Source organism: Streptomyces sp. NPDC096152 (assembly GCF_044763235.1).
Lineage (GTDB): Bacteria > Actinomycetota > Actinomycetes > Streptomycetales > Streptomycetaceae > Streptomyces.
On sequence record NZ_JBIWFW010000008.1, the window covers coordinates 209,833 to 228,682 of the forward strand.

The window sequence follows — 18,850 nt, forward strand, 5'->3', positions numbered from 1 at the left end:
GCCACCGCCGCCCCGGCGCTACTGCGCGCCGGGGCGCACCAGCCCGCTCTCGTACGCGTACACCGCGGCCTGCACCCGGTCCCGCAGACCCAGCTTGGTCAGCACATGCCCCACATGCGTCTTCACGGTGGTCTCGCTGACGAACAGGTCGGCGGCGATCTCCGCGTTCGACAGCCCCCGCGCCACCAGCTTCAGCACCTCCACCTCGCGGTCGGTGAGGGTGTGCAGCGTGTCCGGCACCGGATCCTCACCGGAGGGCAGATGCGTGGCGTACTTGTCCAGCAGCCGCCGCGTGATGCTGGGCGCCAGCAGGGCCTCGCCCGCCGCGACGACCCGGATCGCCTGCACCAGCTCGTTCGCCGGCGCGTCCTTCAGCAGGAAGCCGCTCGCGCCCGCCCGCAACGCCTCCACCACGTACTCGTCGAGGTCGAAGGTGGTCAGCACCAGCACCTTCGCAGGGCCGTCCCGCCCCGGCCCGGTGATCTGCCGGGTCGCCTCCACACCGTCCATCCGCGGCATACGGATGTCCATCAGCACCACGTCGGGCTGCAGGGCGCGCACCTGGTCCAGCGCCTGGAGGCCGTCCCCGGCCTCGCCCACGACCGCGAGGTCCTGCTCCGCCTCCAGGATCATCCGGAACCCGGTGCGCAACAGGGGCTGGTCGTCGACCAGTAGGACACGGATGGCCACAGGAGTCTCCTTCGCTAGTCCGCGCCCATTCTGCCCTGCTCGCCGCCGCCGGAGACGGGCGCCCTCACCGGCAGCGGGTAGGGCGGGGGAGTGCCCCCGAACTCCGGACAGCGGGCCCGATGGTCGCACCAGCCGCACAACTTGGTGGGGCGCGGCCGCCAGTCGCCGGTCTCGGTGGCCCGCCGGATCGCCTCCCACAGCGCCAGCAGCTTGCGCTCCACCCGCTCCAGGTCCGCGAGGACCGGGTCGTACGTCAGCACGTCGCCGCTGCCGAGGTACACGAGCTGCAGCCGCCGCGGCACGACCCCCTTCAGCCGCCAGACCACCAGCGCGTAGAACTTCATCTGGAACAGCGCGCCCTCGGCGTACTCGGGCCGGGGGGCCTTGCCCGTCTTGTAGTCGACGATGCGCACCTCGCCGGTGGGCGCCACGTCGACCCGGTCGATGATCCCGCGCAGCCGCAGCCCCGAGTCCAGCACGGCCTCCACGGACAGCTCGCGCTCGGCCGGCTCCAGACGCGTCGGGTCCTCCAGGCTGAACCAGCGCTCGACCAGCTGCTCCGCCTCCGTCAGCCAGCGCGCCAGCCGCTCGCCGTCCGGATCGTCGGCGAACAGCTCCACCAGCTCCGGCCGGTTCTCCCGCAGCCGGTCCCACTGACCGGGGATCAGCGACTTGGCCCGGGGCGCGGTCCGCTCGGCGGCCGGGGCGTCGAAGAGCCGCTCCAGCACCGCGTGCACCAGCGTGCCCCGCGTCGCCGCCTCGCTCGGCTTCTCCGGCAGCCGGTCGATCACCCGGAAGCGGTACAGCAGCGGGCACTGCATGAAGTCGCCGGCACGGGAGGGGGACAGGGAGGCGGGCGCCACGACCACCGGCTTCCTCACGCCCCCGGTCCCCGTCCCGGACGTCCCGGTCACCGCCTCCGGCGTCCCGGCGGCCACCCCTGACGTGCCGTCCGCCGCCCCGGCCGGGGTCCCTGCGGGTACCTCACCGCCGCTGTAGGCCGCCGCGTCGCCCTCGGTGCTGGTCTCCATGCCACAGACCATACGGGCCGCCACCGACAGTGACGCAGGGCACGGTGCGCAACGGGCGACGACGGGGCAGACACAGGGGGCGAACACAAGGGGTGCCGAGGCGGAAGCGTTCGGCTCGGCCGCATACCATCGACCCGAGACCTTCCGGCCGCCCGGTGCGGGAGACGCGCTTCGATCGAGGGGACACCGTGGACGTGAGCGGCGGCAGCGGACAGCCGCGGTCCGGCGACGACGAGCCGGCCGAGCGCCACCCGGGCCCCCCGGCCCCGGCCCCCGGCTCCCCGCGCCCCGGCCCGGCCCCCCACGACGGCCACCGACCCGTGACGTCCGACGCCCCGGCCGGGCCGGACCCGGACGCCGACACCGCCGTAGCAGCCGAAGGCGAAGCCGAAACCGATGCCGATGCCGAAACCGATGCCGAGGCCCACGGGGACCAGGGCCGGCCCGGACCGGCGGAGCAGCCGCGGACCGGCCACCCCCACGACGCCCACTTGACCCACCCCGACCGCGCCCTGGCGCACTCGGGCACACGCCAGGGCCCCCCGCCCCGGCGGCCCCGGGAACCCGGCGGCGGGCTGCTCATGGGCCGGCCCTTCGGCGTGCCCGTGTACGTGGCGCCCAGCTGGTTCCTGGTGGCGGCGCTGATCACCTGGGTGTTCGGCGGCCAGCTCGACCGCGTGCTGCCCGAACTCGGCGCCGCCCGCTACCTCGTCTCCCTCTTCTTCGCGGTCGCCTTCTACGCCTCCGTCCTCGTCCATGAACTCGCCCACACGGTCGCCGCCCTCCGCTTCAAGCTGCCGGTCCGCCGCATCCAGCTCCAGTTCTTCGGCGGCGTCTCCGAGATCGAGAAGGAGGCCGAGACCCCCGGCCGCGAGTTCGTCCTCGCCTTCGTCGGCCCCCTGCTGTCGCTGATCCTGGCCGGCGTCTTCTACCTCGCCCTCCAGCCCGTCGAGCCCGCCTCGGTCCCCGGCGTCCTGCTGGCCGGCCTGATGATCTCCAACCTGATCGTCGCCGCCTTCAACCTGCTGCCCGGCCTGCCCCTCGACGGCGGCCGGATGCTCCGCGCCGTCGTCTGGAAGATCTCCGGCCGGGCGATGACCGGCACCGTCGCCGCCGCCTGGGTCGGCCGCGCGCTCGCGGTCTCCGTCCTCATCGGGCTGCCCCTGCTCACCCAGTCCGGCGCCCTCGGCACCACCGCCGAGGACAGCGTCGGCATGGACACCGTCACCGACGCCCTGCTCGCCGCCATCCTCGCGGCGATCATCTGGACCGGCGCCGGCAACAGCCTGCGCATGGCCCGGCTGCGCGAGCACCTCCCCGAACTGCGCGCCCGCACCCTCACCCGGCGCGCGGTCCCCGTCGAGGCCGACACCTCCCTGTCCGAGGCCCTGCGCCGCGCCAACGCCGCCGGCGCCCGTGCCCTGGTCGTCGTCGACGGCCACGGCAGCCCCCTGTCCCTGGTCCGCGAGTCCGCCATCGTCGGCGTACCCGAGCACCGCCGCCCCTGGGTCTTCGCCAGCGAACTCGCCCAGGACCTCACCGACGGCATGCGCGTCTCCGCCGAGCTCGCCGGCGAGGACCTCCTCGACGTGCTGCGCGCCACCCCGGCGACCGAGTACCTCGTGGTGGAGGAGACCGGCGAGATCTACGGCGTGCTGTCCGCCGCGGACGTCGAGCGGGCCTTCGTGAAGGCCATGGCCCGCCCCCCGGCCACGTCCTCCTAGAACCTCCCGCGTCCGCGACCGCGACCGCGACCGCGACCGCGACCCCGACCACGACTGCGGCCGTGACCGCGACGGCGACCAGGACCCGCCCCGCGCCCCTCCCGCGCCACGGACCCCGCACACGACGAGGCCCCGCCCCGGCGCCCGCTTCCCGGGTGGTCCAAGGCCCTCCGCGGGACCGGTAGGCTGGTCACATGTCCGAACCGACCGGTGCCGCCCGCCGACGCGGGCCCTTCAAGGTCGGGGACCAGGTACAGCTGACCGACCCCAAGGGCCGCCACTACACGTTCACGCTCGAGGCCGGGAAGAACTTCCACACCCACAAGGGTTCCTTCCCGCACGACGAGCTGATCGGCGCACCCGAGGGCAGCGTTGTCCGCACCACCGGTAACGTCGCCTACCTCGCGCTGCGCCCCCTGCTCCCCGACTACGTCCTGTCCATGCCCCGCGGGGCAGCAGTCGTCTACCCGAAGGACGCGGGGCAGATCCTCGCCTTCGCCGACATCTTCCCCGGCGCCCGCGTCGTGGAGGCCGGCGTCGGCTCCGGCTCGCTCAGCAGCTTCCTGCTGCGCGCCATCGGCGACCAGGGCATGCTGCACAGCTACGAGCGCCGCGCCGACTTCGCCGAGATCGCGCAGGCCAACGTGGAGCGCTACTTCGGCGGCCCGCACCCCGCCTGGCAGCTCACCGTCGGCGACCTCCAGGACAACCTGTCCGACACCGACGTCGACCGAGTCATCCTCGACATGCTCGCCCCCTGGGAGTGCCTGGAGGCCGTCTCCAAGGCACTCGTCCCCGGCGGCATCCTGTGCTGCTACGTCGCCACCACCACCCAGCTCGCCCGGACCGTGGAGTCCATCCGCGAGATCGGCTGCTTCAACGAGCCGACCGCCTGGGAGACGATGATCCGCAACTGGCACATCGAGGGCCTGGCCGTCCGCCCCGACCACCGGATGATCGGCCACACCGGCTTCCTGCTCACCGCCCGCCGCCTCGCGGACGGCGTCGAGCCGCCCATGCGCCGCCGCCGCCCCGCCAAGGGCGCCTACGGCGAGGACTACGAGGGCCCCAACGCCGACGGAGGCACCGGCCGCTGAGGCCGCCCCCGAGGACAACACAGGGGCGCCGTGGCGCAGTTCCCAAGGACGAATCCGGAACTGCGCCACGGCGCCCTTTCGTTGACCCGGCACCCCCGCCCGCGAGCCGACCGCACCGAAACGGCTCCGAGTACCCACCCCGCCGTTCCCCCGCACTGTGACGTGTGGCACGATGCAGGCCACCCCCACCGGCACAGCCCTCGCAGGAGACACTCCTAGTGCAGTACTCCGCCGTTCCGGAACTGGCCCACACGCACACCCGCCCGATCCACTGGGTCGCCACCGCCACCGCGGTCGCCGGCGTGGTCGCCCTGTCCTCGGTCCTGCAACCCGCCTCCGCGACCGCCGCCCAGCCCTCCGGCACCCGGGCGGAGTCCGCCCCCGCCGCCCCGGCACCCGCCACCACGGGCGTGACCTTCCCCGTCGAGTGCGGACCCGTACGGGCCGTGGTGGTGAAGAAGGCCTCCGGGGACCTCGACGGCGACGGCAGGCCGGAGACCGTGGCCGTGGTGCACTGCGACGCACCCATGGGCACCCCGCCCGACGGCGTCTACGTCCTCACCCAGGCCGCCGACGCGAAGAAACCCCGCGTGGTCGCCACCCTCGTCGACCCCAAGGACCGCCTCACGGTGACCGACTTCGCGGTGCGCGCCGGCGCGGTCACCGCCACCCTGCTCGGCTACTCCTCGCCGGACGTGCCCAGTTGCTGCCCCGACCTGAAGAACGGCGCGAAATGGCAGTGGCGCAACGGCGCGTTCATCCGCTCCACGCCCTCCCAGGCGCTCGGCGTCTGACCGCATATGCCGCCCGGATGTGAGCAACCAGACATCCGTAACTCAGGGAAAGCGAAGGGTCACTCCGCGTCCGGGCCGTACACCTCGACCCTGTCCTGAACCCGCCGTACGTGGATGCACTCGCCCGGGCACTCCCGGGCCGAGTCGACCACGTCCGTGAGAAGCGGCAGCGGTACGGGCGTTGCGGCGCCCGGCGCCTGCAGCAGCGCGTCGTCCGCCCCCTTCACATAGGCCAGGCCGTCGATGTCCAGCTCGAACACCTCGGGTGCGTACTGGGCGCAGATGCCGTCGCCGGTGCACAGGTCCTGGTCGATCCAGACCTCCAGTGCCTCGCCCTTGCCCGGGGCCTGCTGCTGCACGGTTCTCTCTCCTGACGTATTCGTGCCGAGCCCTGCGGGAATCCGGCCAGCTCCGGCGGGTGTTGAACGCTTCGACCCTACCTCCGTCCGCTTTCCAATCATGTTCGGTGGGTATTCCCCTGGCGTGAGGGAGAGCGCAAGGGTGAAGATCGGACACACCCCTACAGTCTTTGTGATCTAGGGGTTTCAATCGACACCCACCCAGGTAGGGTCTGGAAGCGTCCAGCTCCCCTTGGAGGAGGTGAGGACCGTGGCAGCCCACGACGACGACATTAACCGCGGCATCCGCCCGGGACGCGGGTCCGACGACCCGGCCGGGCAGATCGCCTACCTTGAGCAGGAGATCGCCGTCCTGCGCCGCAAGCTCGCCGACTCTCCGCGACACACGAGGATTCTCGAAGAGCGGATCGTCGAGCTGCAGACCAACCTGGCCGGCGTGTCCGCGCAGAACGAACGGCTGGCGAACACGCTCCGCGAGGCCCGCGACCAGATCGTGGCCCTCAAGGAAGAGGTCGACCGGCTCGCCCAGCCGCCCGCCGGCTTCGGCGTCTTCCTGCAGGCGAACGAGGACGGCACGGCCGACATCTTCACCGGCGGCCGCAAGCTCCGGGTGAACGTCAGCCCCAGCGTCGACCTCGACGAGCTCCGGCGCGGCCAGGAGGTCATGCTCAACGAAGCGCTCAACGTGGTCGACGCCATGGAGTTCGAGCGCGTCGGCGACATCGTCACCCTCAAGGAGATCCTCGAGGACGGCGAGCGCGCCCTGGTGCTCGGGCACACCGACGAGGAACGGGTGGTGCGGCTCGCCGAACCGCTGCTGGACGTCACCATCCGCCCCGGCGACGCCCTGCTGCTCGAACCCAGGTCGGGCTACGTCTACGAGGTCGTGCCCAAGAGCGAGGTCGAGGAGCTCGTCCTCGAAGAGGTGCCGGACATCGGCTACGAGCAGATCGGCGGTCTCGGGAACCAGATCGAGGCCATCCGCGACGCCGTCGAGCTCCCGTACCTCTACCCGGACCTGTTCAAGGAGCACGAGCTGCGGCCGCCCAAGGGCGTCCTCCTCTACGGGCCCCCCGGATGCGGCAAGACGCTCATCGCCAAAGCCGTCGCGAACTCGCTGGCCAAGAAGGTCGCCGAGGTCACCGGCCAGGCCGCAGGCAAGAGCTTCTTCCTCAACATCAAGGGCCCCGAGCTCCTGAACAAGTACGTCGGCGAGACCGAGCGGCAGATCCGCCTCGTCTTCCAGCGCGCACGGGAGAAGGCCAGCGAGGGCACCCCCGTCATCGTCTTCTTCGACGAGATGGAGTCCCTCTTCCGCACCCGCGGCTCCGGCGTCAGCTCGGACGTGGAGAACACCATCGTCCCGCAGCTGCTCGCCGAGATCGACGGCGTGGAAGGCCTGCAGAACGTGGTCGTGATCGGCGCCTCCAACCGCGAGGACATGATCGACCCAGCCATCCTGCGGCCCGGCCGGCTCGACGTGAAGATCAAGATCGAGCGTCCGGACGCCGAGGCGGCCAAGGACATCTTCGGGAAGTACCTCACCGAGCGTCTGCCCCTGCACGCGGACGACCTCGCGGAACACGGCGGTGCCAAGGACAGCACGGTCCAGAACATGATCCAGACCGCGGTCGAGCACATGTACGCCGAATCCGAGGAGAACCGCTTCCTGGAAGTCACCTACGCCAACGGCGACAAGGAAGTCCTCTACTTCAAGGACTTCAATTCCGGCGCCATGATCGAGAACATCGTGGGCCGCGCCAAGAAGATGGCCATCAAGGACTTCCTCGAGAAGAACCAGAAGGGCCTCCGGGTCTCCCACCTCCTCCAGGCATGCGTGGACGAGTTCAAGGAGAACGAGGACCTTCCCAACACCACCAACCCGGACGACTGGGCCCGGATCTCCGGAAAGAAGGGCGAGCGGATCGTCTACATCCGCACCCTCATCACCGGAAAGCAGGGCGCGGACACCGGACGCTCCATCGACACGGTGGCGAACACCGGTCAGTACCTGTAAAAGCGGGGTGGCTGCGGGTGCCCTCGGCGGGTACCCGCAGCCGACCTGTTTTTCGGGCCACGGCTGGAGCAGGCAATGACGCAAATGATCTCCCCACCAGCGCAGAGGCGTTCTAGGCTCTTTCGTACCGCCCGGTCGCGCAGTGCGGGGACGGGCACCGCACAGGCACCTGGGCACCAGCGGTATCTGAGCGGCACCCACGACCGAGGGTTCCGCCGGGCAAGGAGGGCCGCATGACCGTACGGCGAGTAATGGGCATCGAGACGGAGTACGGGATCTCCGTCCCCGGCCACCCCAACGCCAATGCCATGCTCACCTCGTCCCAGATCGTCAACGCCTACGCGGCGGCGATGCACCGGGCGCGGCGGGCCCGCTGGGACTTCGAGGAGGAGAATCCGCTCCGGGACGCGCGAGGCTTCGACCTCGCCCGCGAGGCCGCCGACTCCAGCCAGCTCACCGACGAGGACATCGGCCTCGCCAACGTGATCCTCACCAACGGCGCCCGGCTCTACGTCGACCACGCCCACCCCGAGTACAGCGCTCCCGAGGTCACCAACCCCCGGGACGCCGTCCTCTGGGACAAGGCCGGCGAACGGATCATGGCGGAGGCCGCCGAACGGGCCGCCCAGCTGCCCGGCGCCCAGCCGATCCACCTCTACAAGAACAACACCGACAACAAGGGCGCCTCCTACGGCACGCACGAGAACTACCTGATGAAGCGCGAGACCGCCTTCTCGGACATCGTGCGCCACCTGACGCCCTTCTTCGTCTCCCGCCAGGTCTTCGCGGGCGCCGGCCGCGTCGGCATCGGCCAGGACGGCCACGAACACGGCTTCCAGCTCAGCCAGCGCGCCGACTACTTCGAGGTCGAGGTCGGCCTGGAGACCACGCTCAAGCGCCCGATCATCAACACCCGCGACGAGCCCCACGCCGACGCCGAGAAGTACCGCCGCCTCCACGTGATCATCGGCGACGCCAACCTCTCGGAGATCTCCACCTACCTCAAGCTGGGCACGACCGCCCTGGTCCTGTCCATGATCGAGGACGGCTTCATCGCCGTCGACCTCGCCGTCGACCAGCCCGTACGCACCCTCCACCAGGTCTCCCACGACCCGAGCCTGCAGCGCCTGATCACGCTCCGCAGCGGCCGCACCCTGACCGCGGTCCAGCTCCAGATGGAGTACTACGAACTGTCGCGCAAGTACGTGGAGGAGCGGTTCGGCGCGGACGCCGACGACCAGACCAAGGACGTCCTCTCCCGCTGGGAGGACACCCTCAACCGCCTGGAGAACGACCCCATGAGCCTGGCCGGCGAGCTGGACTGGGTCGCCAAGCGGGAGCTCATGGAGGGCTACCGGCGCCGCGACGGCCTCGACTGGGACGCCGCCCGGCTCCACCTCGTCGACCTCCAGTACGCCGACGTACGCCCCGAGAAGGGCCTCTACAACCGTCTGGCGGCCCGTGGCCGCATGAAGCGGCTGCTGGACGAGACCGAGGTCGACCGGGCCCGCACCACGCCGCCGGAGGACACCCGCGCGTACTTCCGCGGACGCTGCCTGGAGCAGTACGCCGACGACGTCGCCGCGGCCTCCTGGGACTCGGTGATCTTCGACCTGCCGGGCCGGGACTCGCTCCAGCGCGTCCCAACCCTGGAACCGCTTCGCGGAACGCGAAATCACGTCAAGGAGCTCCTGGACCGCTGCCGCACCGCGGAGGACCTGGTCAGGGTCCTGTCCGGCGGCTGAGCGGGTACCCGGGCCGGGCGGGCCGACCGGGGTGGAAACCCCGGCGCGAGGGAATCATCGAGATGGCCCCCGTACGTTGGAGAAACTGCGGGGCCGATGTCGGACCCGGCTTGTAGGGTCTGATCATCACCGATCGGCAGGAATGCCGACCCGTCGACCATGTCGGGCGAACTGAGCGGGGTGAGGGATATGGCAACCAAGGACACCGGCGGCGGCCAGCAGAAGGCGACGCGTTCCACGGAGGAGGTCGAGGAGCAGGCGCAGGACGCGCAGGCCACGGACGACCTCAAGGAGCGCCACGAGAAGCTGAGCGACGACGTGGACTCCGTCCTCGATGAAATCGATGACGTACTCGAGGAAAATGCCGAGGATTTCGTGCGCTCATTCGTGCAAAAAGGCGGCGAGTAAAGGCAAATTCGTCACTTCGCCTTCGAAGTGAAGGTTGCGGGGGAGTTGAGTGGCTGAGGAGCCGAACGCGAAGCGCTGCGCGAAGTGCGGGCGGGATCTGCCTCCCGCGGCGTTTGCGCGGGACAGGAATCGGCGCGACGGCCTCCAGGTGCACTGCCGGGAGTGCGTGGCGGAATACAGCGCCGCGCACTACCGGCGCCGCCGGGAGGCCATGGGGAAGCCCGTCCGGGAAAAGGTGGATGTCCCGGCCGGACACAAGCTCTGCCGGACGTGCGGTGACATCAAGCCGCACAGTGAGTGGCACCGCAACGCCACGGCGTCCGACGGGCTCTCGACGCGATGCAAGGCGTGCCGAGCGGTCCAGGGGCGGCAGGGTCACCTGAAGCGTCATTACGGCCTCACCGAAGCCGAGCGTGACGAGTTGATCGCCGCCCAGGGCGGCGTCTGCTGTATCTGTCTTTCGGCTCTCCCCGAGCATGTGGATCACTGCCATCTGACGGGTAGGGTCCGTGGCGTACTGTGCTTCAGCTGCAACGCCGCACTGGGGCAGTTCAAGGATCGGCCCGATGCCATAAGGCGGGCTGCTGCATACGTGGAAGGAAACGCGTGGAAGCCAACACTCGTAGCACCGGGCGTCTACCAGCTGCCTTCCTGACGCCTGGGTCCTCGTCCTTCATGGACTTCCTGTCCGAGCACCAGCCGGAGCTGCTGCCGGGCAAGCGGCAGCTGCCGCCGGTGCAGGGCGTGATCGAGGCGCCGCACGGCACGACCATCGTGGCCGTGACGTTCCCGGGGGGCGTCGTGCTGGCCGGTGACCGCCGGGCCACCATGGGCAACGTCATCGCGCAGCGCGACATCGAGAAGGTCTTCCCGGCGGACGAGTACTCGGCGGTGGGCATCGCCGGTACGGCGGGTCTGGCCGTGGAGATGGTGAAGCTGTTCCAGCTGGAGCTGGAGCACTTCGAGAAGGTCGAGGGCACGCAGCTGTCGCTGGAGGGCAAGGCGAACCGGCTGTCGACCATGATCCGTTCCAACCTCGGCATGGCCATGCAGGGCCTGGCCGTGGTCCCGCTCTTCGCCGGGTTCGACCTGGACCGCGACAAGGGCCGCATCTTCTCCTACGACGTGACGGGCGGCCGCTCCGAGGAGCACGGCTACGCGGCCACGGGTTCCGGCTCGATCTTCGCGCGCGGTGCCATGAAGAAGCTCTTCCGCGACGACCTGAGCGAGGACCAGGCCACCACGCTGGTGGTCCAGGCCCTGTACGACGCGGCAGACGACGACTCGGCGACCGGTGGTCCCGATGTCGCCCGCCGGATCTACCCGATCGTCACCGTGATCACCGAGGACGGTTTCCGCCGGCTCTCCGAGGACGAGTGCTCGGAGATCGCCCGTGCGGTGCTGGAGCGGCGGCTGGAGCAGCCCGACGGCCCGCGGGCCGCGCTGCTGTAGTCCGCGGCGGTTCTTGTCCAGGGGATCCAGTGACTTCGACAGAAAGGGACGGATAACCGGTGTCGACGCCGTTCTATGTCTCACCTCAGCAGGCCATGGCCGACCGGGCGGAGTACGCCCGCAAGGGCATCGCCCGTGGCCGCAGCCTGGTCGTGCTGCAGTACTCCGACGGCATCGTGTTCGTCGGTGAGAATCCGTCCCGTGCGCTGCACAAGTTCAGCGAGATCTACGACCGGATCGGCTTCGCGGCCGCCGGCAAGTACAACGAGTACGAGAACCTGCGCATCGGCGGGGTCCGCTACGCCGACCTGCGCGGCTACACCTACGACCGGGACGACGTGACCGCGCGCGGCCTGGCCAACGTCTACGCCCAGACGCTGGGCACGATCTTCTCCAGCGCGGCGGAGAAGCCGTACGAGGTGGAGCTGGTGGTCGCCGAGGTGGGGGAGACCCCGGAGGGCGACCAGATCTACCGGCTGCCGCACGACGGGTCGATCGTGGACGAGCACGGCTCGGTGGCGGTGGGCGGTAACGCCGAGCAGATCAGCAGTTATCTGGACCAGCGGCACCGGGACGGCATGTCGCTGGCCGAGGCGCTGAAGCTGGCGGTGCAGGCTCTGTCGCGCGACACCAACGGCAGCGAGCGGGAGATTCCCGCGGAGCGTCTGGAGGTGGCGGTGCTTGACCGTACGCGGCCGCAGAAGCGCAAGTTCCGGCGTATCGTCGGCCGGCAGCTTTCGCGGCTGCTGGGGGCGGACGGCGCGGCGGCGGGTGCGGAGAGTGGCGAGGAGGCGGACTCCGAGGAGGAGTGACCGTCTGGCGGTCTGGTTCGTCTGGTGCCCCGGCCGGGGTCACGGCCGGGGCACCGGTGTGCCGGGGGCCTGGGGGAGGCGGGGCGCGGGGCGCCGCAGGAGGGGCTCAGGGCTCTCGGGGGTAGGGGGCTGAGGAGACATGGCTCTCAGGGGGCGCCCGGCGGGGCTGTGGAGGCCCGTACCACCAGTTCCACGGGGATGTCCCCGCCTTCGGGTGTGCGGCCCTCCAGGACGGCCAGCAGGGCGCGCATCCCGCGTTCGCCGAAGAGTTCCGCGTCCAGCCGTACGGTGGTGAGCTCGGGGTCGAGGGCGGTGGCGAGGGCGAGGTCGTCGACGCCGGTGACGGAGATGTCGTCCGGGACGCGCAGGCCGAGGCGGCGCAGTGCCTTGTAGGCGCCGGCGGCGAGCTTGTCGTCGTCGCAGACCAGGGCGGTGGGGCGGGGGCCGGGCAGGCCGAGCGCGGCCTCGGCGGCGGCCCGGGCGCCCTCGATGGAGATGGGGGCTCGGGTGGTGTGGATCGAGGTGCCCGGGACCGCGGCGGCGCGTGTGGCGAGTTCCCGGGCGCGTACCTCGAAGGTCCAGGACGGTACGTCGGCCGCCAGGTGCAGGAAGCGCCGGTGGCCGAGGCCGAGCAGGTGTTCGGCGATCTGGCGCATTCCGTCGGCGATGTCGAGGTTCACGGTGGCGGCGCCGAGGCTGCCCTCCGGGTCGCTGTCGAGCATGACCAGGGGGAGCTGGTCGCCGCGGATGGCGGTGAGGGCGTCGGCGGCCATGGAGGAGGCGAGCACGCCGTCCAGGGCGGCCTGGGCGGAGGCGAAGGGGTTCCTGGCGGGGCCGATGCCTTCGGGGGAGGGGTAGAGGACCACGCCGAAGCCGTGTTCGGCGGCGACGCGGGCGGCGCCGGTGTAGACGCCGGCGAAGAATTCGGTGGTGAGGGCGGGGACGACGAGCAGGACCGTGCGGGTGCGGCCGAGGCGCAGGTTGCGGGCGGCGAGGTTGGGCCGGTAGCCGAGGTCGGCGGCGGCCCGGCGTACCCGTTCGGCGGTGGTCTCGGAGACCCGGCCGCGCCATTTGTCGCCGAGGACGAGTGAGACGGCGGCCTGGGAGACCCCGGCGGCCCGGGCGACGTCACGGCTGGTCGGGCGCGTGCTACCTCGTGCCACCGGGGGCGTGCTCCTTCGTCTGGACGTGTGAACAGCGCACATGGTACGTATGACGACGGGCGTTATACGTAACACTCCATCGAGGCCTGCGAAGCGTCTCGGACGAGCCGGTGAAGGGCGGGGCGATGGCCACGGGCTACCTGGAGATCCTCAGGGCGAGGCACGCGGCCCGGCTGCTGACCGGCACGCTCGTGGGGCGCCTGCCCAACGCCACCGCGGCCATCGCGATCGTGCTGTTCGTGCGTGCCGAGGGTGGCACGTACAGCCTGGCCGGGGCGCTGGCGGCCGTGTACGGCGTGGCCAACGCGGTGGGGCAGCCCGTGCTCGGGCGTCTGGTCGACCTGCACGGTCAGCCCCGCGTCCAGTTGCCGGCCGCGCTCGCGTCGGCCCTGGCGATGACCGTGTTCGCCCTGGCCGGCACCGAGCCGCCCGCCCTGGCGTGCGCGGCCGTGGCGGCCGCCGGGCTCTTCACGCCGCCGCTGGAGGGCGGTCTGCGGGCCCTGTGGCCGAGTGTGCTGAGCCGGGAGGACCAGGTGCACACCGCGTACGCCATGGACGCGGTGGCCCAGGAGGTCATGTTCACCGTCGGCCCCCTGCTGGTGACGCTGTGCGTGTCGCTGTGGTCGGCGGCGGCCGCGCTGGTGGTGCTGCAGGTCGTCGGGGTCCTGGGGGCGCTCTCGGTGGTCCTCTCGCCGCCCTCGCGGGCCTGGCGCTCGGCGCCCCGCGAGGCACACTGGCTGGGCGCGCTGCGCTCGCCCGGCCTGCTGGTCCTGCTCGGCGCGTTCCTGTTCGTCGGTCTCGCGCTGGGCTCCATCACGGTCGCCGCGGTGCCCTACGCGGACGGGCACGGCGGGGACGCGGTGTACGGCTGGCTGATGGCGGCGCTGGGTCTGGGCGCGCTGCTCGGCGGCACCGTCTACGGGGCGCGGCAGTGGGCCGGGGCGCCGGAGCGGCGACTGCGGGTGCTGGTCGCCCTTCTGGCGGTGTGTTATCTGCCGCTGGCGCTGATGCCGGGCGTGGTGGCCATGGTGCTGCTGGCGGCGTTGTCCGGGGTGTTCCTGGCGCCCTGCATCGCCTGCGCCTTCGTCATCGTGGACCGGCACGCGCCGGGCGGGACGGTCACGGAGGCGTTCTCCTGGCTGGTGACGACGTTCACCGTGGGTGCCTCGGTGGGAACGGGGGTCGCGGGCCCGGTGGTCCAGGCGGGTGGTGCCCTGTGGGGCTTCGCCGTGCCGGGGGCGGCGGGGGCGGTGTCGCTGCTGGTTCTGCTGGCCACCGGAGGGGTCCTCGCAGCTCCCGCCGGACGGGCGGTCGTTGCGGCTTCATCGGAAAATGATCCAAATCGTGCCGTCGAACCCCGTTTCAGCTCGGGTGATCGGGCGTAATGTTCCCTCATGGACCGCCGCATTTTCGGGCTGGAGAACGAGTACGGCGTCACGTGCACGTTCAGGGGACAGCGCCGCCTGTCGCCTGACGAGGTGGCGCGGTACCTCTTCCGCCGTGTCGTGTCATGGGGCCGAAGCAGCAATGTCTTTCTGCGAAACGGCGCCCGGCTCTATCTCGACGTGGGGTCACATCCGGAATACGCGACACCCGAATGTGACAACGTGACCGAACTGGTCACCCACGACAAGGCCGGCGAGCGCATTCTCGAGGGACTCCTGGTGGACGCGGAGCGACGCCTGCACGAGGAGGGAATCGCGGGCGACGTCTACCTTTTCAAGAACAACACCGATTCGGCGGGAAACTCCTACGGCTGCCACGAGAACTATCTGGTGGCCCGGCACGGGGAGTTCTCGCGCCTCGCGGACATCCTCATCCCGTTCCTGGTCACGAGGCAGCTGCTGTGCGGGGCGGGGAAGGTCCTGCAGACGCCGCGCGGGGCCGTGTACTGCGTCAGCCAGCGGGCCGAGCACATCTGGGAGGGCGTCTCCTCGGCGACGACCCGCTCGCGGCCCATCATCAACACGCGTGACGAGCCGCACGCGGACGCGGAGCGCTACCGCCGGCTGCATGTGATCGTCGGCGACTCGAACATGTCCGAGACGACGATGCTGCTGAAGGTCGGCGCCACCGACCTGGTGCTGCGCATGATCGAGGCGGGCACCGTGATGCGCGACCTGACGCTGGAGAACCCGATCCGGGCGATCCGCGAGGTCAGCCACGACATCACCGGCCGCCGCAAGGTGCGCCTGGCCAGCGGCCGGGAGGCCTCGGCGCTGGAGGTGCAGCGCGAGTACTACGAGAAGGCGGTGGACTTCTGCGACCGCCGCGGCATCCGCACCGGTACGGTCGCGCAGGTCCTGGAGCTGTGGGGCCGCACGCTGGACGCGATCGAGACCGAGGACCTCGACCGCATCGGCACCGAGATCGACTGGGTGATGAAGTACAAGCTCATCGAGCGGTACCGGGCCAAGCACAACATGACCATGTCCCACCCGCGGGTCGCCCAGATAGACCTCGCGTACCACGACATCCACCGCCGTCGTGGCCTGTACTACCTGCTGGAGAGGAAGGGCCAAGCGGCCCGGATCTGCAACGACTTGAAGATCTTCGAGGGCAAGTCGGTGCCGCCGCAGACCACTCGGGCGCGGCTGCGCGGCGACTTCATCCGGCGGGCCCAGGAGCAGCGGCGGGACTTCACCGTCGACTGGGTGCACCTCAAGCTCAACGACCAGGCCCAGCGGACGGTCCTGTGCAAGGACCCGTTCCGTTCGGTGGACGACCGGGTGGAGAAGCTGATCGCCGGTATGTGAGGGGCGAGTTCCCGGCCGGTCGCAGGAACGTCACACGGGCGCCGTACGTTTCACGTGCGGCGCCCTTCTCACGCCGACGGTGCTGGTCCGGGGGACAACCCCCGGGCCCCCGGCGGAGACTCGAGCGGGCCGTAACCCGCATGGGCGCCGGTGGATCAGTAAGGTGGCGCGCACGCCATCCACAGGATCGACCGATTACGAGGCCCCCACCGTGCGCCGACGCTCACTTCTTCTTTCCGTACCCGCGGGACTGGTCACGCTGGCCGCATGCGGCAACGACAAGGCCGATTCGGGCAAGGCGAGCGACAGCGCGTCGCCCTCCGCGTCGGCCTCGGCGCCGTCCGCCGCGCCGTCGCCGAAGATCGTCTCCGGTCCGCTGCCGGCGATCACCGCGGGCGCGAAGTTCGGCGAGAAGCCGACTGTGGCCAAGGGCAGTGGCGAGCCCTCGAAGGACCTCGCGGTCAAGACGGTCGTCGCGGGCGGCGGCCGCCCCGTCGCGGAGGGCGACTACGTCCAGGCGAACTACCTGGGCCAGGTCTGGGCCACGGCCAAGGTCTTCGACAACTCCTACGACCGCAAGACGCCGCTGCTCATCAAGCTCTCCCAGGGCACGATCATCGACGGCTGGCGCTACGGCCTGGCCGGCAAGAAGGTCGGCAGCCGTGTGGAGATGGCGGTGCCTCCCACCTGGGGTTACGGCAAGCAGGGCAACCCGCAGGCGGGCATCAAGGGCACCGACACGCTGGTCTTCGTCGTCGACGTGGTGGACACCTTCAACGCCAAGAGCTCGGCCAAGGGCAAGGACGTCCCGCAGAGCGACGCTGCCCTGCCCAAGGTGGGCACCAACACCGACGGCCAGGCCCCTTCCGTCGACGTCCCCAAGAAGCCCGCGCCGAAGAAGCTGGTCGCCGAGTACGTCATCGAGGGCGACGGCGAGGAGGTCGCCGCCGACAACACGGTGCTCGTCCAGTACAAGGGCGTGTTGTGGGACTCGGGCAAGGAGTTCGACTCGACGTACGGCAGGCACGAGCTGACGTCGTTCTCCCTCCAGCAGGTCGTCAAGGGCTGGGCCCAGGGCCTGACCGGCAAGAAGGTCGGCAGCCGGGTCCTGATCGTCATCCCGCCGTCCCTGGGGTACGGGGAGAACCCGCCGCCGAACAGCGGCATCAAGAAGGACTCCACGCTGGTGTTCTCGGTGGACATTCTCGCCAAGATGTGACGCCGCGGCGCGCCCGCCCGCCGCGGGCGGGAGGGCGCCGGGGATGAAAGACTGTCCGTTGCCTTGTAGTAGATGAGCAGGAGCGAAAGACGTGAGCATCGACAAGCCCGAGATCGACTTCCCGGGCGGCGAGCCCCCGGCGGACCTCGAGATCAAGGACATCTGGGAGGGCGACGGGCCCGAGGCGCAGGCGGGTCAGACCGTCACCGTCCACTACGTGGGCGTCGCCTTCAGCACCGGCGAGGAGTTCGACGCCAGCTGGAACCGGGGTGCCCCCTTCCGCTTCCCGCTGGGCGCGGGCCGCGTGATCCAGGGCTGGGACCGGGGCGTGCAGGGCATGAAGGTCGGCGGCCGTCGTCAGCTGACCATCCCGGCCCACCTCGCCTACGGCGACCAGAGCCCCACGCCGGCGATCAAGCCCGGTGAGACCCTGATCTTCGTCGTGGACCTGCTCGGCGTCTGATCGGCCGCCCGGTCCGACCGGATGCGATCACCTGGGGCCCATGCCTGGTCGGGCATGGGCCCTCGGCTTTTGTCACCGCCCTCCGGAGCGGTACGGTCGACGGTCGTAAGCACCATAGGGAGGCGAAGGGCGTCGATGGCCATTGCCAAGGCCGAGCGGCTGATGAACCTGGCGCTGTGTCTGCTGGGGACGCGGCGGCCGCTCAGCAAGCGCGAGCTGCGCGAGTCCATCGAGGCCTACGTGGAGACGTTCGGGCCGGAGCGGGGCACGTCCGGCAGCGACGACTCCTTCAACCGCATGTTCGAGCGCGACAAGGACGACCTGCGCGAACTCGGGCTGGTCATCGAGACCGTCGAGGGCCTCGACGGCGAGGTGGGCTATCTGGCCCGCCGCGACAGCAACCGCCTGCCGCCCATCACCCTCGACGCCGAGGAGGCCGCCGCCCTCGGCCTGGCCGCCAAGGTCTGGCAGCAGGCCCGCCTCGCCGGCGCGGCCAGCGGCGCCCTGCAGAAGCTGCGCGCCGCCGGACTGCCCGAGGAGGTCGACCCCTACGAGGCCCACGGCGCCCTGGAGCCGCGCATCCCGGTGCACGAGGCCGCCTTCGAGCCACTGATGCTCGCCTGCCGGGACCGGCGCCCGGTCGTCTTCGACTACCGCAAGGCCACCGCCGCGCACCCCGAGCCCCGGCTCGTCGAGCCCTGGGCGCTGGAGTGCTGGCGTGGCCACTGGTACCTGGCCGGGTGGGACCGCGACCGCGGTGCCGAGCGGGTCTTCCGGCTGTCCCGGATCACCGGCCGGGTGCGCACCCGCGGGGCCGGCTTCACCGCCCCGGTGCCGGACGTCGTCACGGTCCGCGAGACGGTGGCGGGCTGGGCGGGCGAGATCGCCGACCGCTCCGCGCGGATCCGGCTGCGCCCGGGTGCGGGGTACCCCCTTCGGGCGAAAGCCACCTCGGTGCGGGAACTCGGCGACGGCTGGGACGAGTTGGAGATTCCGTACGGGCACGGGCTGGACGCCTGGCTGGTCGAGTTCGGTCCGGACGTGGTGGTGCTGGAGCCGGCCGAGCTGCGGGCCGACGTGGTGGACCGGCTGCGTGCCGTGGCCAAGGGCTGAGGGGGAG

18 protein-coding genes are annotated in these 18,850 nt (G+C 70.9%); 14 read left to right on the forward strand and 4 right to left on the reverse strand.

What is annotated here, in order from left to right:
- Positions 1-18: 18 nt before the first annotated feature.
- Positions 19-690 (reverse strand): response regulator, encoded by a 672-nt coding sequence (locus ACIQ9G_RS26805; protein WP_403614247.1) that lies wholly within the window; start codon positions 688-690, stop codon positions 19-21.
- Between the two features lie 14 nt (positions 691-704).
- The gene (locus ACIQ9G_RS26810; RefSeq protein WP_403614250.1) at positions 705-1,721 is read right to left on the reverse strand and encodes a RecB family exonuclease; all 1,017 of its coding nucleotides are present in this window, start codon (positions 1,719-1,721) and stop codon (positions 705-707) included.
- 188 nt (positions 1,722-1,909) lie between these two features.
- Here ACIQ9G_RS26810 and ACIQ9G_RS26815 point away from each other — a divergent pair, with 188 nt between their 5' ends.
- The 3 genes from ACIQ9G_RS26815 (at position 1,910) to ACIQ9G_RS26825 (ending at position 5,336) form a co-directional block, all read left to right on the forward strand.
- Entirely contained in the window at positions 1,910-3,445 is a 1,536-nt protein-coding gene (locus tag ACIQ9G_RS26815; RefSeq protein ID WP_403614253.1) for a site-2 protease family protein, read from the forward strand.
- Between the two features lie 194 nt (positions 3,446-3,639).
- On the forward strand, positions 3,640-4,542 hold the full coding sequence (locus ACIQ9G_RS26820) for a tRNA (adenine-N1)-methyltransferase (RefSeq protein ID WP_030179604.1): 903 nt from the start codon (positions 3,640-3,642) through the stop codon (positions 4,540-4,542).
- A 218-nt stretch (positions 4,543-4,760) separates the two neighbouring features.
- A complete protein-coding gene (locus ACIQ9G_RS26825; RefSeq protein ID WP_403614255.1) occupies positions 4,761-5,336 on the forward strand; it encodes a hypothetical protein in 576 nt (191 codons plus the stop codon).
- A 59-nt stretch (positions 5,337-5,395) separates the two neighbouring features.
- Here the strand turns inward: ACIQ9G_RS26825 and ACIQ9G_RS26830 are convergent, their stop codons facing one another.
- A complete protein-coding gene (locus ACIQ9G_RS26830; RefSeq protein WP_403614258.1) occupies positions 5,396-5,695 on the reverse strand; it encodes a ferredoxin in 300 nt (99 codons plus the stop codon).
- Between the two features lie 250 nt (positions 5,696-5,945).
- Here ACIQ9G_RS26830 and arc point away from each other — a divergent pair, with 250 nt between their 5' ends.
- From arc to prcA, 6 genes are all read left to right on the forward strand, one after another.
- Entirely contained in the window at positions 5,946-7,712 is a 1,767-nt protein-coding gene (arc, locus tag ACIQ9G_RS26835; protein WP_356189955.1) for a proteasome ATPase, read from the forward strand.
- Positions 7,713-7,945: 233 nt separating this feature from the next.
- The gene (gene dop, locus ACIQ9G_RS26840; RefSeq protein ID WP_403614262.1) at positions 7,946-9,457 is read left to right on the forward strand and encodes a depupylase/deamidase Dop; all 1,512 of its coding nucleotides are present in this window, start codon (positions 7,946-7,948) and stop codon (positions 9,455-9,457) included.
- 189 nt (positions 9,458-9,646) lie between these two features.
- Positions 9,647-9,865 (forward strand): ubiquitin-like protein Pup, encoded by a 219-nt coding sequence (locus tag ACIQ9G_RS26845; protein ID WP_121888496.1) that lies wholly within the window; start codon positions 9,647-9,649, stop codon positions 9,863-9,865.
- A gap of 49 nt (positions 9,866-9,914) precedes the next feature.
- Complete coding sequence (locus tag ACIQ9G_RS26850) at positions 9,915-10,520, forward strand: endonuclease VII domain-containing protein (RefSeq protein WP_403614265.1); 606 nt, start codon at positions 9,915-9,917, stop codon at positions 10,518-10,520.
- Positions 10,472-11,317, forward strand: a complete 846-nt coding sequence (gene prcB / locus ACIQ9G_RS26855) for a proteasome subunit beta (RefSeq protein WP_403614267.1) — start codon at positions 10,472-10,474, stop codon at positions 11,315-11,317. Before ACIQ9G_RS26850 ends, prcB begins: the two co-directional genes overlap by 49 nt.
- Before the next feature lie 59 nt (positions 11,318-11,376).
- On the forward strand, positions 11,377-12,129 hold the full coding sequence (gene prcA, locus ACIQ9G_RS26860; protein ID WP_403614269.1) for a proteasome subunit alpha: 753 nt from the start codon (positions 11,377-11,379) through the stop codon (positions 12,127-12,129).
- A gap of 146 nt (positions 12,130-12,275) precedes the next feature.
- On the opposite strand, the gene ACIQ9G_RS26865 is transcribed toward prcA, so the two are convergent.
- Positions 12,276-13,292, reverse strand: a complete 1,017-nt coding sequence (locus ACIQ9G_RS26865; protein WP_403614272.1) for a LacI family DNA-binding transcriptional regulator — start codon at positions 13,290-13,292, stop codon at positions 12,276-12,278.
- A 125-nt stretch (positions 13,293-13,417) separates the two neighbouring features.
- Between ACIQ9G_RS26865 and ACIQ9G_RS26870 the strand changes: the two genes are divergently transcribed.
- The 5 genes from ACIQ9G_RS26870 to ACIQ9G_RS26890 all read left to right on the forward strand — a co-directional run bounded on the left by ACIQ9G_RS26870 (position 13,418) and on the right by ACIQ9G_RS26890 (position 18,843).
- Positions 13,418-14,677, forward strand: coding sequence for an MFS transporter (locus tag ACIQ9G_RS26870; protein WP_403614275.1), 1,260 nt, complete (start codon positions 13,418-13,420; stop codon positions 14,675-14,677).
- Between the two features lie 9 nt (positions 14,678-14,686).
- Positions 14,687-16,048 (forward strand): Pup--protein ligase, encoded by a 1,362-nt coding sequence (gene pafA, locus ACIQ9G_RS26875; protein WP_403614278.1) that lies wholly within the window; start codon positions 14,687-14,689, stop codon positions 16,046-16,048.
- Positions 16,049-16,259: 211 nt separating this feature from the next.
- A complete protein-coding gene (locus tag ACIQ9G_RS26880; RefSeq protein ID WP_403614281.1) occupies positions 16,260-17,267 on the forward strand; it encodes an FKBP-type peptidyl-prolyl cis-trans isomerase in 1,008 nt (335 codons plus the stop codon).
- 91 nt (positions 17,268-17,358) lie between these two features.
- Positions 17,359-17,730, forward strand: a complete 372-nt coding sequence (locus ACIQ9G_RS26885; protein WP_403614284.1) for an FKBP-type peptidyl-prolyl cis-trans isomerase — start codon at positions 17,359-17,361, stop codon at positions 17,728-17,730.
- 135 nt (positions 17,731-17,865) lie between these two features.
- Positions 17,866-18,843, forward strand: coding sequence for a helix-turn-helix transcriptional regulator (locus ACIQ9G_RS26890; protein ID WP_403614286.1), 978 nt, complete (start codon positions 17,866-17,868; stop codon positions 18,841-18,843).
- The last annotated feature ends 7 nt before the right edge of the window (positions 18,844-18,850 follow it).